The organism is Histophilus somni (assembly GCF_014202395.1).
GTDB lineage: Bacteria > Pseudomonadota > Gammaproteobacteria > Enterobacterales > Pasteurellaceae > Histophilus > Histophilus somni.
In genome coordinates this window covers 158,204-172,924 of sequence record NZ_JACHGQ010000001.1, presented here as the reverse complement: position 1 = coordinate 172,924, position 14,721 = coordinate 158,204, and the positions used below count along the sequence as shown (strand labels likewise).

The window sequence follows — 14,721 nt, the reverse complement described above, 5'->3', positions numbered from 1 at the left end:
ACAGCCGACCATGTCTGAAGAAAACATCGATCAAGTTGAACTACAGGATAAACAAGAATCCCTCGAAAATTTTACGGCATTTTCGCCTTTTCGTTCTCAGGGGGGAGTGGAGCGAGGTAAGTTTCGTTCTTTAACCTTAATTAACTGGAACGGTTTTTTTGCCCGCACTTTTGATTTAGATGAATTAGTAACTACGCTTTCAGGCGGTAATGGTGCAGGTAAATCTACAACGATGGCAGGATTTGTAACTGCACTTATTCCGGATTTAACTTTATTACATTTCCGTAACACCACTGAAGCCGGTGCAACAAGCGGTTCTCGTGATAAAGGGTTACATGGAAAACTTCGCCCCGGAGTTTGTTATGCGGTTTTAGATACTATTAATTCACGTCATCAAAGAACTTTAGTGGGAGCAAGATTACAACAAGTGGCAGGTCGTGATAAAAAAGTAGATATTAAAACCTTTTCTGTTCAAGGCTTAGCATTATCACAAAATCCAACCGCACTTTTCACTCAAATAATTGATGAGCGTCAAGCGAGGATATTAAATCTTAATGAATTAAAAGACAAAGTTGAAAAACTCAATGCTCAATTCAAACAATATCATTCAATAACAGATTATCATGCGATGATGTTTGATTTGGGGATTATCCCGAAACGTCTGCGTTCTTCTTCAGATCGCAGTAAGTTCTACAAATTAATTGAAGCATCTTTGTACGGGGGTATTTCAAGTGCCATTACCCGATCATTGCGTGATTATTTATTGCCTGAAAATTTGGGGGTTCGTAAGGCTTTTCAGGATATGGAATCAGCTTTACGTGAAAACCGTATGACCCTAGAAGCCATTAAGATTACTCAATCTGATCGTGATTTATTTAAGCATTTAATTACTGAAACGACTAATTATGTAGCATCGGATTATATGCGTAATGTCAATGAGCGTTTAGGTAATATTCAACGTGCGATTAATTTTCGTCGAGATTGGTATAAAGCAAAAGGTGAGCAATATTTATCACAACATCGCTTAGTGGAATTGAGTAAAGAAGCTGCTGATTTGGCTGAAAATGAGAAAATCTTAGAAATAGATCATCAAAGTGCGGTAGATCATTTGAATTTAGTTCTAAATGCTTTACGTCATCAGGAAAAAATTGAACGTTATCAACAAGATGTGCTTGAAATCACAGAACGTTTAGATGAGCAAACTTTAGTCGTGGAAAATGCGAATGAGCAGGTAATTGACACTGAAGTACAGTTACAGAATGTAGAAAGTGAATTGGATCAGATTCGTAATCAATTAGCGGATTATAAGCAAGCCTTAGATGCACAACAAACTCGTAATTTACAATATCAACAAGCCATACAAGCATTAGAAAAAGCTAAACATTTATGTGGATTACCTGATTTAGCTGTTAAAAATATTGACGATTATCACCAAGAGTTTGCGGTTCAAGCGGATCAATTAACTGAGAATGTACTGGATCTTGAGCAAAAAATGTCTTTGACGCAAGTTGCAAAAACACAATTTGATAAAGCTTATCAATTGGTATGTAAAATTGCCGGCGAAGTACCTCGTTCAGCAGCATTTGAGCAAGCTAAGGAATTGTTGAGAGAGTATCCGACACAAAAAATACAAGCTCAACAAGTCTCTCAATTAAGTGCTAAATTACATGAGCTTGAGCAACGTTATCAACAGCAACAAAGTGCGGTACGTTTATTAAAAGAACTGAATCAGCGTGCGGATTTACAGGTCGATGAAGCAGAACAGTTGGAAGATTATTATGTAGAACAAGAAACATTGATTGAAGATTTAACCGACAAATTATCAGAGCAAATAGAAAACCGCTCTGTCTTGCGTCAAAAAAGGGAGCAACTAACTGCACTTCATCAAGAAAATAGCCAAAAAGCACCGGCATGGCTAACAGCCCAAGCCGCATTGGAGCGTTTACAAGAACAAAGTGGCGAACATTTTGCAGATAGCCAAGATGTCATGAATTTCATGCAAGCACAGTTGATTAAAGAACGCAACTTGACGATTGAACGTGATCAATTTGAGCAAAAGCGTCAGCAGTTAGACATTCAGATTTCTCGTTTAAGTCAGCCGGACGGCTCAGAGGATGCTCGTTTAAATATGCTGGCGGAACGTTTCGGAGGTGTGCTGTTATCTGAATTATATGATGATGTACCTATTGAAGATGCACCTTATTTTTCTGCGTTATATGGACCGGCTCGCCACGCCATTGTAGTACGAGATATAAGTGCGGTGAAATCTCAGCTGGATAATTTGGAAGATTGCCCTGAAGACTTGTATTTAATTGAAGGCGATCCAACCGCATTTGATGACAATGTATTGGATTCAAAAGAATTGGCTCATGGGGTAGTTGTACAGATTTCAGATCGTGAGTTACGGTATTCGAAATTCCCTGAAGTTCCTTTATTTGGTCGAGCGGCTCGAGAAAAACGTTTAGAAGAATTAAATATTGAACGTGATGAAATTTCGGAACTTTATGCACAAAGAGCTTTTGATGTACAAAAATGTCAACGTTTGCATCAGCATTTTAGCCAGTTTGTCGGGTTGCATTTGGCTTTAGCATTTTTACCTAATCCGGAACAAACTATTGCTGAAATTAATCAGCAACGCAATGAAGTAGATCGTGAATTAAATCTACTTAACAGTACAGAACAACAATTGCGTCTTCAATTGGATCAAGCCAAAGAAAAGTGGCAATTACTTAACAAATTAAGACCGCACTTTGCTCTATTGGCTGAGGACAGTTTAATAGATCGTATTGAAGAATGTCGTGAGCAACTGGATTTTGCACAACAAGATGAGTTGTTTATTCGTCAGCATGGTGCGAATTTATCGCAACTTGAACCTATTGTAAGTAGTTTACAAAGCGATCCTGAACATTATGATCGTTTAAAAGTTGATTATGACCAAGCAGTTATTTTGCAAAAAAAAGTACAGCAATGTTTGTTTGCTTTATCTGATGTAATGCAGCGTAAAGCTCATTTTGCCTATCAAAATGAAGTTCAAACCGAAACTTCTGATTTGAATGAGAAACTTCGTCAACGTTTAGAGAAAACGCAACAACAGCGTAATGATTTCCGTGAAAAATTACGTCAAAAGCAAGAACAATTTGCCCAATATAATAAAGTTTTAATTGAGCTGACATCTTCTTTGCATAATAAACAACAAGTACTAAATGAGTTGTTACAAGAAGTAGGTGATCTTGGTGTTAGAGTAGTTCAAGGGGCAGAGCAGTTGGCTCAATCTCGTAGAGATGAGTTATATCAACAACTTTCTATCACTCGCCAACGTCGCACTCATGTCGAGAAAGAATTAACTCGAATTGAAAGCGAATCGCAAAGCTTGAATACCCGTATTCGCAAAGCGGAACGAGAATATAAGGCTCAACGTGAAACAGTAGTAGCGGCGAAAATTAGCTGGTGTGTGGTGATGAGATTATCTCGTGGCAGTGATGTCGAAAAACGTCTAAATCGCCGTGAGTTTGCTTATTTATCTGCCAATGAATTGCGTTCTATGTCAGATAAAGCCCTTGGTGCATTACGTCAAGCTGTAGCGGATAATGAATATTTGCGTGATTCATTGCGAATTTCAGAAGATAGTCGCAAACCTGAAAATAAAGTGCGGTTCTTTATTGCAGTTTATCAACATTTGCGTGAACGTATTCGCCAAGATATTCTTAAAACGGACGATCCTATTGATGCTATTGAGCAAATGGAAATTGAACTTAACCGTTTAACTAACGAACTGACTCAACGAGAACAAAAATTAGCGATTAGTTCAGAAAGTGTGGCAAATATTATGCGTAAGACAATTCAACGTGAACAAAATCGTATTCGTATGCTAAATCAAGGTCTGCAAAATATTGCTTTTGGACAAGTCAAATCTGTGCGTTTAGTAGTGAATATTCGTGATTCTCATGCTATGTTGCTCAATGCCTTATCTAATGAACAGACCGAATATCAAGAACTCTTTACGGATACTCGCATAACCTTCTCCGAGGCTATTGCTAAGTTATATCAACGCCTTAATCCTCATATTGATATAGGGCAACGTACCGCACAAACGATTGGTGAAGAACTTTTAGATTATCGCAATTACCTTGATTTAGAAGTAGAAGTCTATCGTGGTGCGGATGGCTGGTTACGTGCAGAAAGCGGTGCTTTATCTACCGGTGAAGCTATTGGTACAGGTATGTCAATTCTCTTAATGGTTGTACAAAGCTGGGAAGAAGAAAGTCGCCGTATTCGAGGAAAAGATATTATTCCTTGCCGTTTGTTATTCCTAGATGAAGCAGCACGTTTAGATGGTAAATCCATCTCAACGTTATTTGAATTGTGTGAGCGTTTAGATATGCAACTTCTCATTGCAGCACCTGAAAATATTAGTCCGGAAAAAGGCACAACTTACAAATTGGTGCGTAAAATTTCAGGCAATCAAGAACATGTTCATGTTGTCGGATTGCGTGGATTTGGTGCAACAGAGTAGTCAAATAAAAGAAAGTGCGGCTAAAAATAAGCAATTTTTGACTGCACTTTTTTGAGGAAAATAATATATGTTGGTTTTCAAAAAAGAAAAAAAAGAAAAGCTATCTCTTTTAGAGGAAATACCTTTTAAATTGGAAAAGGACATTCAACGTCTTTTTGAACAAAATCTATCAGAAATCACATCTTATGACTTTGTCAAATCCGAATTTTCAATTAAAAATTATCGCATTGATACATTAGCTTTTGACGAGGAAAGTAATTCTTTTGTTATTATTGAATATAAAAGAAATCAAAATATTAGTCTTGTTGATCAGGGAATTTCTTATCTTAATTTAATGCTTGATAATAAAGGTGAGTTTATTCTTGAATATAATGAAAAAAATGAAACAAAATCATTAAAAAGAAATGAAGTAGATTGGTCTCAGTCAAAAATTATTTTTGTGTCCCCATCATTTACTGATTTCCAAATTCAAGCTACGAATTTTAAGGATTTGCCTATTGAGTTATGGGAAATAAATCAATTCAATCAAGATATTATAACTATCAAACAGATTAAAAAATCCAAATCTGCACCTAGCGTAAAACAGATTAAGGTTACCCAAGATTCATCTTTAGATAAATTAACGAAAGAGATTAAGATTTATACAGAACAAGAACATCTTGAAAATCAATCTGATGAAATAAAAGAACTCTACGATGAATTTAAGCAAGCTATTTTGAAATTAGATAGTGAAATAGAAATAGTTGCCAAAAAAGTTTATATCGCATTTAAAAAGAAATCTAATATTGTTGATATTCAAATTAAGAAGAAAAATTTAAAACTATGGATCAATTTATCTAAAGGAAAACTAGATGATCCTAAAAAACTAGCAGTTGAAGTTGATAAAAAAGGGCATCATGGTAATGGAGATTATGAATTAACCATTAAAAATACTGATAATATTGAATATATTATGAGTTTAGTTAAACAAGCTGTTTAGGAGAAATAATAATGCAATATCTTATTCTTGCCGTTTTATGTAGTGTTTCTGTTTCCATTTTATTTAAATTCACCAAAAAATATCAAATTGTAACCGCACAAATGATTGCATTTGGTTATGTGGTTGCCTTGTCATTGAGCTATTTTTTATTATCACCTAATTTTAAAGGACTTACTTTTACCGAATTTTTTGCACAAAGTGAAGCTAAGCCGATCTTTATCAGTTTAGGGATTTTATTGCCTGTCGGTTTTTTAGTGATGTCGAAAGCAGTGGAGTATGGCGGTATTATTCGCACAGATGCTGCACAACGTTTGGCATTGTTCTTGCAAATTATCGCTGCAGTTGTGATTTTCGGTGAAACCTTAAGCGATATGCGAATTGTCGGTATCATTGTCGCATTTTTCGCTTTATTTTTCCTATTAAGCAAACCTGCCGGCGGGATAAAAAGTGCGGTCAAAGCCGCTTTTGCTCTTGCCGGCGTTTGGTTAATTTGGGGAGCAACAGGGATTTTATTTAAGAAAATTGCACTAATGGGCGGTGCATTTCCTACAACCTTGTTTATCACTTTTGTCCTAGCCGCCGTGATTATGTTTATCTACCTATTAATCAAACGCACTAATTGGACAGTATCCAGCCTGATTGGTGGCATTATTTTAGGTTGTTTGAATTTCGGTAATATCCTGTTTTATATCTACGCACATCAACATTTCAAAGAAAATCCAACCATTGTTTTTGCCACAATGGATCTCGGCGTAATCTGTCTTGGTACACTAGTCGGTGCAACTATATTTAAAGAAAAAATCAGCAAATTCAATGGTATTGGGATCTTATTAGGTCTTGTCGCTATTTTGTTGTTACGGGTTTAGGGGAAGATTAAATGACAATCAGCATTCAACAACGTTCTGAACTCCATCGCCAAATTTGGCAAATTGCAAACGAAGTTCGTGGAGCCGTAGATGGTTGGGATTTTAAACAATATGTATTAGGCGCACTGTTTTACCGCTTTATCAGTGAAAATTTTGCCGCCTATATTGAGCAAGGTGATGAAAATATTGATTACTCAGCCTATTCCGATGAAGAAATTGATGCAGCAGGCATTAAAGAAGATGCTATCAAGACCAAAGGTTATTTTATTTATCCAAGCCAGTTATTTAAAAATGTCGCTAAAAATGCCCATTTAAATAAAAATTTAAACATTGAACTTGCCGATATTTTTACGGATATTGAAAGTTCTGCTGTCGGGTTTGATTCGGAATACGATATTAAAGGTTTATTTACCGATTTTGATACCAAAAGTAACCGTTTGGGGAATACGGTTGAAGATAAAAATAAACGACTTGCAGCGGTATTAAAAGGCGTTGAAGCGTTAAATTTCGGCGAATTTGCGGATAATCAGATCGATCTTTTTGGTGATGCCTATGAGTTTTTGATTTCCAACTATGCTTCCAATGCAGGTAAATCGGGTGGTGAATTTTTTACGCCGCAAAATGTGTCTAAACTGATTTCACAACTTGCTCTACACGGTCAAAGTGCGGTCAATAAAATCTACGATCCTGCGTGCGGTTCAGGTTCTTTATTGCTCCAAGCAAAAAAGCAATTTGATGATCATCTGATTGAAGAAGGATTTTTCGGTCAAGAAATTAATCATACTACCTACAATCTCGCCCGAATGAATATGTTTTTGCATAATATCAATTATGACAAATTCCATATTGAACTGGGCGATACCTTAATCAATCCAAAATTAAAAGATGATAAACCTTTTGATGCTATTGTTTCTAATCCCCCTTATTCGATTAAATGGATTGGCTCAGACGACCCAACCTTAATTAACGATGAACGTTTCGCACCGGCTGGTATTCTTGCACCCAAATCCAAAGCGGATTTTGCCTTTATTCTGCACGCTTTAAATTACCTTTCTGCCAAAGGACGTGCAGCGATTGTCACCTTCCCGGGAATTTTCTACCGCAGTGGTGCAGAGCAAAAAATTCGTCAATATCTTATTGAGCAAAATGTCGTAGAAACCGTCATTGCACTACCGCCAAATCTTTTCTTTGGCACGAGTATTGCGACAAATATTTTAGTGCTTTCCAAACATAAAACCGACACTAAAACCCAATTTATTGACGCAAGCGGTCTGTTTAAAAAAGAAACCAACAACAATGTATTGACTGATGAGCATATCGCTGAAATCTTGAAACTCTTTGCGGATAAAGTTGATGTTGAGTATCTCGCAAAATCTGTCGAAAACAGCCAAATTGCGGATAATGAGTACAATTTAGCAGTAAGTTCTTATGTGGAGCAAAAAGATACCCGAGAAGTGATTAACATCACCGAGCTTAATACCGAAATTAGCGAAACTGTTGCTAAAATTGACCGCTTGCGGGCAGATATTGATGCCATTGTAGCGGAGATTGAAAAATCATAACCAAAATAGAAGGGGCTTTAGTCCATCAAAAACAATCGGGTTTATGATGATGGGCTAAAGCCCATCCTACAAGTAAATGAGTTACGGAAACCATAGTTTGAAATCCTATGACTGATAGAAAATGGCATTTTTCTATCGATGAGAATGACAATACTGATAGAAAATGGCATTTTTCTATCGATGAGAATGACAATACTGATAGAAAATGGCATTTTTCTATCGATGAGAGTCACAATACTAATAGAAAATGAGTGTGTGTATATGCTATTTGATTGTCCTGTTGATGAATTACCATTAGAACCTAACCAATTTGATACTGTTGCAATTTTGAAGAAAGTAACGATTGCAAACCGTGCTTTAGCCGAATTAAAAGGGGTTTTACTTTCCATACCGAATCAAGCAATTCTTTTAAACACATTATCATTACAAGAAGCAAAACATAGCTCTGAAATTGAGAATATCATTACAACTCAAGATGAGCTATTTAAAGCTGATTTGAATGCAGAATATTTTAGTAATCCGGCAGCTAAAGAAGTACAACAATACAGTTTTGCGTTACATTATGGTTTCTCTGAAATTCAAAAAGATAAGATTATTCGCCTTAAAACACTCATCGGTATTCAAAATCGTTTAGAGGAAAATAAAGCCGGTCTTAGATCAATTCCGGGAACAGAATTAAAAAATTCTCGAACTGGTAAAGTTATTTATACTCCACCGCAACATAAAGATGATGTGGAAAGGTTGATGAATAATCTGATTGAGTTTATTAATGATGAAACGATAATGCCGGATACCGATCCATTGATAAAAATGGCAATTATCCACCATCAATTTGAAAGTATTCACCCTTTTTATGATGGAAATGGTAGAACAGGACGAATTTTGAATATCTTATATCTTGTGCAACAAGGACTTCTGGATATTCCTGTTTTATATTTAAGTCGGTATTTAATTCAAAATAAACAAGAATACTACCATCATTTACAAAATGTGAGAGATACAGGGCAATGGGAAGAATGGATTTTATATATGTTAGATGCAATAGCAGATACGGCAAAATCAACATTACATCTCATTCAGGAAATCAAACAACAGATGCATTCTTTTAAACATCGTTTGCGAGATGAATTGCCAAAAATTTATAAACAAGAATTGCTTAACCAACTTTTTAAACACCCTTACACTAAAATTGAATTTATAGAAACAGAATTAGGGGTAAGTTGGCAAACGGCTAAACGATATTTAGACGAAATTACAAAAATCGGATTATTAGAGAAAGCTAAAATAGGAAAATATAATTTTTATATTAACAAACCTTTGTTTGAACTTTTCTTAAATTACTAGAGTAGGATGGGCTTTAGCCCATCGAAAACATAGGCTAATACAAAAGGGCGGATGTAATCCCCCCTACAAAAGAATTGTTCAAACATTGTTGGGTTGTAGGGGCGAATCACATTCGCCCAAAATAAAAACAAGCGGTATAAAATCAAGGAAAATTTGCAAAATGAGTAATCGAATTATTGAGAAATTATTAAATGGGGCTGAGGTGGAGTGGGCTTTAGCCTATCAAAACAATTAGATGTTCAAAGGGCGGATATAATCCGCCCCTACAAAAATAGATACATATCCCAAAATCAAAGGTTATCATCGTAGGGGCGAATCACATTCGCCCAAAATAAAAACAAGCGGTATAAAATCAAGGAAAATTTGCAAAATGAATAATCGAATTATTGATAAATTATTAAATGGGGCAGCGGTGGAATGGAAGCCGTTGGGGGAAGTTTGTCATTCGATAAAAACAGGTTTAAATCCAAGACAATTTTTTACATTAAATACACCTGATGCAACTAATTACTATGTAACAATTAGAGAATTACAAAATCATAAAATCATTTTTACTGATAAAACTGATAAATTAAATGATGAAGCGTTGAAATTATGTAATAACCGTTCTAATTTAGAAATTGGAGATATTTTATTTTCTGGAACAGGGACTATTGGAAATGTAGCACTGATTGACAAAGAACCTAGGAATTGGAATATCAAAGAAGGAGTTTATGCCATAAAACCAAAGAAGAATATAATTTTGCCTAAATTCCTTTTATATCTTTTTGAAATAGATTTCATTAGAAAAGATTTTTTAAGTAAATCTGCTGGAGGTACGGTTAAAAGTGTTCCAATGAAGGAATTAGCTAAAATAATAATCCCAATCCCCCCACTCGAAATTCAAGAAAAAATTGTAAAAACACTTGACAAATTCACTGAGCTGGAAGCTACGCTGGAAGCTACGCTGGAAGCTGAATTAGCTCTGCGTAAAAAACAATATCAGTATTACCGAGAAACCCTATTGACATTCCCGCAAGATTTAGATAGGGGGGGGTATAACGAAATTGCCAAAGCCTTGTATCACAATACGCCAGTGGTGTTTAAGGCTTTGGGGGAAATGGGTGAATTAATTCGAGGGAATGGATTACAGAAAAAAGATTTTACAGAGACTGGCGTACCTGCAATTCATTATGGGCAGATTTATACTTATTACGGTACTTTTGCAGATAAAACAAAATCTTTCGTTTCTGCGGAATTGGCTAAAAAACTGAAAAAAGCACAAAAAGGTGATGTATTAATTGCAGGAGTAAGTGAAAATGTTGAAGATGTAATGAAACCATTAGGTTGGTTAGGCGATGACATTGTTTTTTCTGGGGATATGTTTGCATTTAGACCTAATAAAAATTTAGATACAAAATATCTTACCTATTTATTGCAGACAGAACATTTTGCAAAATATAAAGAAAAATATGCACTGGGAACGAAAGTTATTCGGCTTAATTCTGCAAATTTACTGAAATATGAAATTCCGGTCCCTGAATTATCTGAACAGCAAAAAATCGTCAATATTCTAGACAAATTCGACAGTCTAACAAATTCAATCAGCGAAGGATTACCGAAGGAAATTGAGTTAAGACGGAAACAATATGAGTATTATCGGGAGCAGTTGTTGGATTTTCCCCGATAATTGATATTTTGGGCGAATTACATTCGCCCAAAAATAAATCAACATAAAATGAAAACAGGTGTAAATAATGAAATTCAATCCTGACATTCATCACAGAAAATCATTACGTTTAAAACATTATGATTATCGTCAAAATGGGTTATATTTCATTACAATTTGTTGTAAAGACAGGCAATGTCTTTTTGGTAATATCGTTGCTAATGAAATGAACCTAAACAATTTAGGTGAAATGGTTAGAGAATGTTGGTTGAAAATTCCCAACTATTATTCACAGGTTAATTTACATCAATTCGTCATTATGCCCAATCATATTCACGGTATTATTGAAATTGCATCGAATGAAAATTGGGGCGAATGTAATTCGCCCCTACACAATAAATTTAATGGAACATCTCAAACCATAGGTGCAATGATTCGAGGATTTAAGGCAGGTGTAACATCGTGGGCAAGAAAAAATACAGAATATTATGATGTATGGCAACGAAATTATTACGAACATATTATCCGTAATGAGAAATCGTATAATGAAATTGTAGAATATGTTTGTAATAATCCGATTATGTGGAAAAAAGATAGATTTTATAATTCGTAAAATAGAAGATAAATACATTAAAAGGCGGATGTTATCCTCCCTAAAAAAATATATACATATCCCGAAATTAGGGGGTATTATTGTAGGGTCGAATTACATTCGCCCAATTGAAAAATAGAAGGAATGTTTATGTTTGAAACTACCCCTATCACCGAAACCAATAATTTTATCGTGTTAGATAAATACGAAAAAATCGAGCAGTCAAATTCTTATCAAACCGAAGCGGATTTAGAGCAAGAGTTGATTGCCGATTTGCAGTTTCAAGGCTATGAATATCGTTCTGATTTAAAATCTCAACAGGCTTTACTCGCCAATGTACGTGAGCAGTTGGAAAAATTAAATAATGTGCGTTTTTTAGATTCGGAATGGAAACGTTTTATTGATGAATATCTTGATAAAGCTTCAGAGAGCATTATCGAGAAAACCCGAAAAATTCATCAGGATCATATCTATGACTTTGTGTTTGATAATGGGCGTATTCAAAATATCTATTTGTTAGATAAAAAAGAAATTGCCCGTAATAAAGTACAAGTTATCAATCAATTTGAGCAAAAAGGTTCTCATCTTAATCGCTATGATGTCACTATTTTGGTCAATGGCTTACCATTGGTGCAAATTGAATTGAAAAAGCGTGGGGTGGCAATTCGTGAAGCCTTTAACCAAATTCATCGTTATAGCAAAGAGAGTTTTAATACTGAAAATTCGTTATTTAAGTTTTTACAAATTTTTGTGATTTCAAACGGTACGGATACTCGCTATTTTGCTAATACAACTAAGCGGGACAAAAACAGTTTTGATTTTACTATGAATTGGGCAAAATCGGATAATACTTTGATTAAAGATTTAAAAGATTTTACCGCTACGTTTTTACAGAAAAATACTTTGCTTAATGTGTTGATTCATTATTCGGTATTTGATGTGAATAATACGCTTTTAATGATGCGTCCTTATCAAATTGCTGCAACAGAGCGGATTTTATGGAAAATTCAAAATACACATTTCACTAAAAATTGGGGGAATTTAGAAAGCGGCGGTTATATTTGGCACACCACCGGTTCTGGCAAAACATTAACCAGTTTTAAAGCAGCACGCCTTGCCACTGCATTAGATTTTATTGATAAAGTCTTTTTTGTGGTGGATAGAAAAGATTTAGACTATCAAACAATGAAAGAATACCAACGTTTTTCGCCTGATAGTGTGAATGGTTCGGAAAGTACAGCAGGCTTAAAACGTAATTTAGAAAAAGAAGACAATAAAATTATTGTGACCACTATTCAAAAATTGAATAACCTGATGAAATCAGAAGATAATTTAGCAATTTATAAACAGCCTGTGGTATTTATTTTTGATGAATGTCACCGTTCGCAATTTGGTGAAGCACAAAAGAATTTAAAGAAAAAATTTAAAAAATTCTGTCAATTTGGATTTACCGGTACGCCAATTTTTGCTGATAACGCACTGGGTGCGGAAACTACAGCGACAGTTTTTGGCTCGCAGCTACATTCTTATGTCATTACCGATGCTATTCGTGATGAAAAAGTGCTGAAATTTAAGGTGGATTACAATAATGTTCGTCCTAAATTCAAAGAGATTGAATGTGAAAAAAATCAAGAAAAATTGACCGCACTTGAAAATAAACAGGCGTTATTACACCCGGAACGTATTAAAGAAGTTACGCAATATATTTTGACCCATTTCAAGCAAAAAACACACCGTTTAAATTCATCAGGAAAAGGGTTTAATGCAATGTTTGCCGTAAGTTCGGTTGAAGCAGCAAAACTGTATTACGAGCAGTTTAAATTGCAACAACAAGCGGTTCAAAATCCGTTAAAAGTTGCAACCATTTTCTCGTTTGCCGCAAATGAAGAGCAAAATGCGATTGGTGAAATTGCTGATGAAACTTTTGAACCTACCGCAATGAATAGTTCGGCAAAAGAATTTTTGAGTTTGGCAATTGATGATTACAATCGTCTATTTAAAACAAATTACGGCGTAGAAAGTAAAGAATTTCAAAACTATTACCGTGATTTAGCAATGCGGGTTAAAAATCAAGAAATCGATTTATTGATTGTGGTTGGAATGTTTTTAACAGGTTTTGATGCCCCAACGTTAAACACTTTATTTGTCGATAAAAATTTGCGTTATCACGGTTTAATGCAAGCCTTTTCCCGTACAAATCGAATTTATGATGCGACTAAGGCATTTGGTAATATCGTGACTTTCCGTGATTTAGAGCAGGATACCATTGATGCCATTACCTTATTTGGTAATAAAAATACGCGTAATGTGGTATTAGAACGCAGCTTTAAAGAATATATGGAGGGTTATCAAGATGCTCAGGGAAATTATCATCGAGGTTATAAAGAAGTAGTTAAAGAGCTGCAAACAAAATTCCCTGATCCTACTCAACTCGAAACTGAGGAAGATAAAAAAGCATTTACCCAATTATTTGGTGAATATCTGCGTTTGGAAAATGTGTTGCATAATTACGATGAATTTCACGAGTTAAAAAATACTGAGCAGAATGAAAATAGCGTAAAAGAGCCTGATGGCACATATATTGTTGGAAATAATGTGATTTTGCCGGAGAGAAAATTACAAGATTATCGTTCAACATATAATGATATTCGGGAATGGCAGAGAAAACAAAATCAAAATGGTAATGCTGGAAAATCTCAAATTGATTGGAGCGATGTGATTTTTGAAATCGATTTATTAAAATCACAAGAAATCAATTTAGATTATATTTTAGAATTGATTTTTGAACATAATAAAAAACGCAAAAATAAACCGGCACTCATTGAGGAAATTAGCCGAACCATTCGTTCGAGTTTGGATAACCGAGCAAAAGAAGGGCTGGTTGTTGATTTTATCCATCAAACTGATTTAGATAAAATTCCGGATAAAGCAACTATTATTGAAGAGTTTTTCCTATTTGCTCAGCAAGAGCAAAAAAGAGAGGCGGAGAACTTAATTGAGAGCGAAAATTTAAATATAGATGCAGCAAAACGGTATATAATGACATCTCTTAAACGAGAATATGCTAGCGAAAATGGTACAGATTTAAATGACCTTCTACCTAAAATGAGCCCGCTTAACCCACAATATAAAATGAAAAAACAGACGGTGTTTGAGAAGATTTCCGCCTTTGTGGAAAAATTTAAGGGGATTGGGGGAATGTTTTAATGAATTCTAC

General features: G+C 35.0%; 8 protein-coding genes. All 8 read left to right on the top strand.

What is annotated here, in order from left to right:
• Positions 1-10: 10 nt before the first annotated feature.
• A complete protein-coding gene (gene mukB, locus HNR69_RS00720; protein ID WP_075293958.1) occupies positions 11-4,513 on the top strand; it encodes a chromosome partition protein MukB in 4,503 nt (1,500 codons plus the stop codon).
• A gap of 67 nt (positions 4,514-4,580) precedes the next feature.
• Positions 4,581-5,492, top strand: coding sequence for a DUF5655 domain-containing protein (locus tag HNR69_RS00715; RefSeq protein WP_075293864.1), 912 nt, complete (start codon positions 4,581-4,583; stop codon positions 5,490-5,492).
• Positions 5,493-5,503: 11 nt separating this feature from the next.
• Positions 5,504-6,358 carry an EamA family transporter gene (locus tag HNR69_RS00710; RefSeq protein ID WP_075293865.1) on the top strand — a complete coding sequence of 285 codons (855 nt, stop codon included), beginning with the start codon at positions 5,504-5,506 and terminating at the stop codon, positions 6,356-6,358.
• An 11-nt stretch (positions 6,359-6,369) separates the two neighbouring features.
• On the top strand, positions 6,370-7,920 hold the full coding sequence (locus tag HNR69_RS00705; RefSeq protein ID WP_075293866.1) for a type I restriction-modification system subunit M: 1,551 nt from the start codon (positions 6,370-6,372) through the stop codon (positions 7,918-7,920).
• 261 nt (positions 7,921-8,181) lie between these two features.
• Positions 8,182-9,264, top strand: coding sequence for a Fic family protein (locus HNR69_RS00700; protein WP_075293867.1), 1,083 nt, complete (start codon positions 8,182-8,184; stop codon positions 9,262-9,264).
• Positions 9,265-9,634: 370 nt separating this feature from the next.
• Entirely contained in the window at positions 9,635-10,933 is a 1,299-nt protein-coding gene (locus HNR69_RS00695) for a restriction endonuclease subunit S (RefSeq protein ID WP_183405637.1), read from the top strand.
• A gap of 67 nt (positions 10,934-11,000) precedes the next feature.
• Complete coding sequence (locus HNR69_RS00690) at positions 11,001-11,525, top strand: transposase (protein ID WP_075293869.1); 525 nt, start codon at positions 11,001-11,003, stop codon at positions 11,523-11,525.
• A 129-nt stretch (positions 11,526-11,654) separates the two neighbouring features.
• Positions 11,655-14,711, top strand: coding sequence for a type I restriction endonuclease subunit R (locus tag HNR69_RS00685; protein ID WP_075293870.1), 3,057 nt, complete (start codon positions 11,655-11,657; stop codon positions 14,709-14,711).
• Positions 14,712-14,721 lie beyond the last annotated feature (10 nt).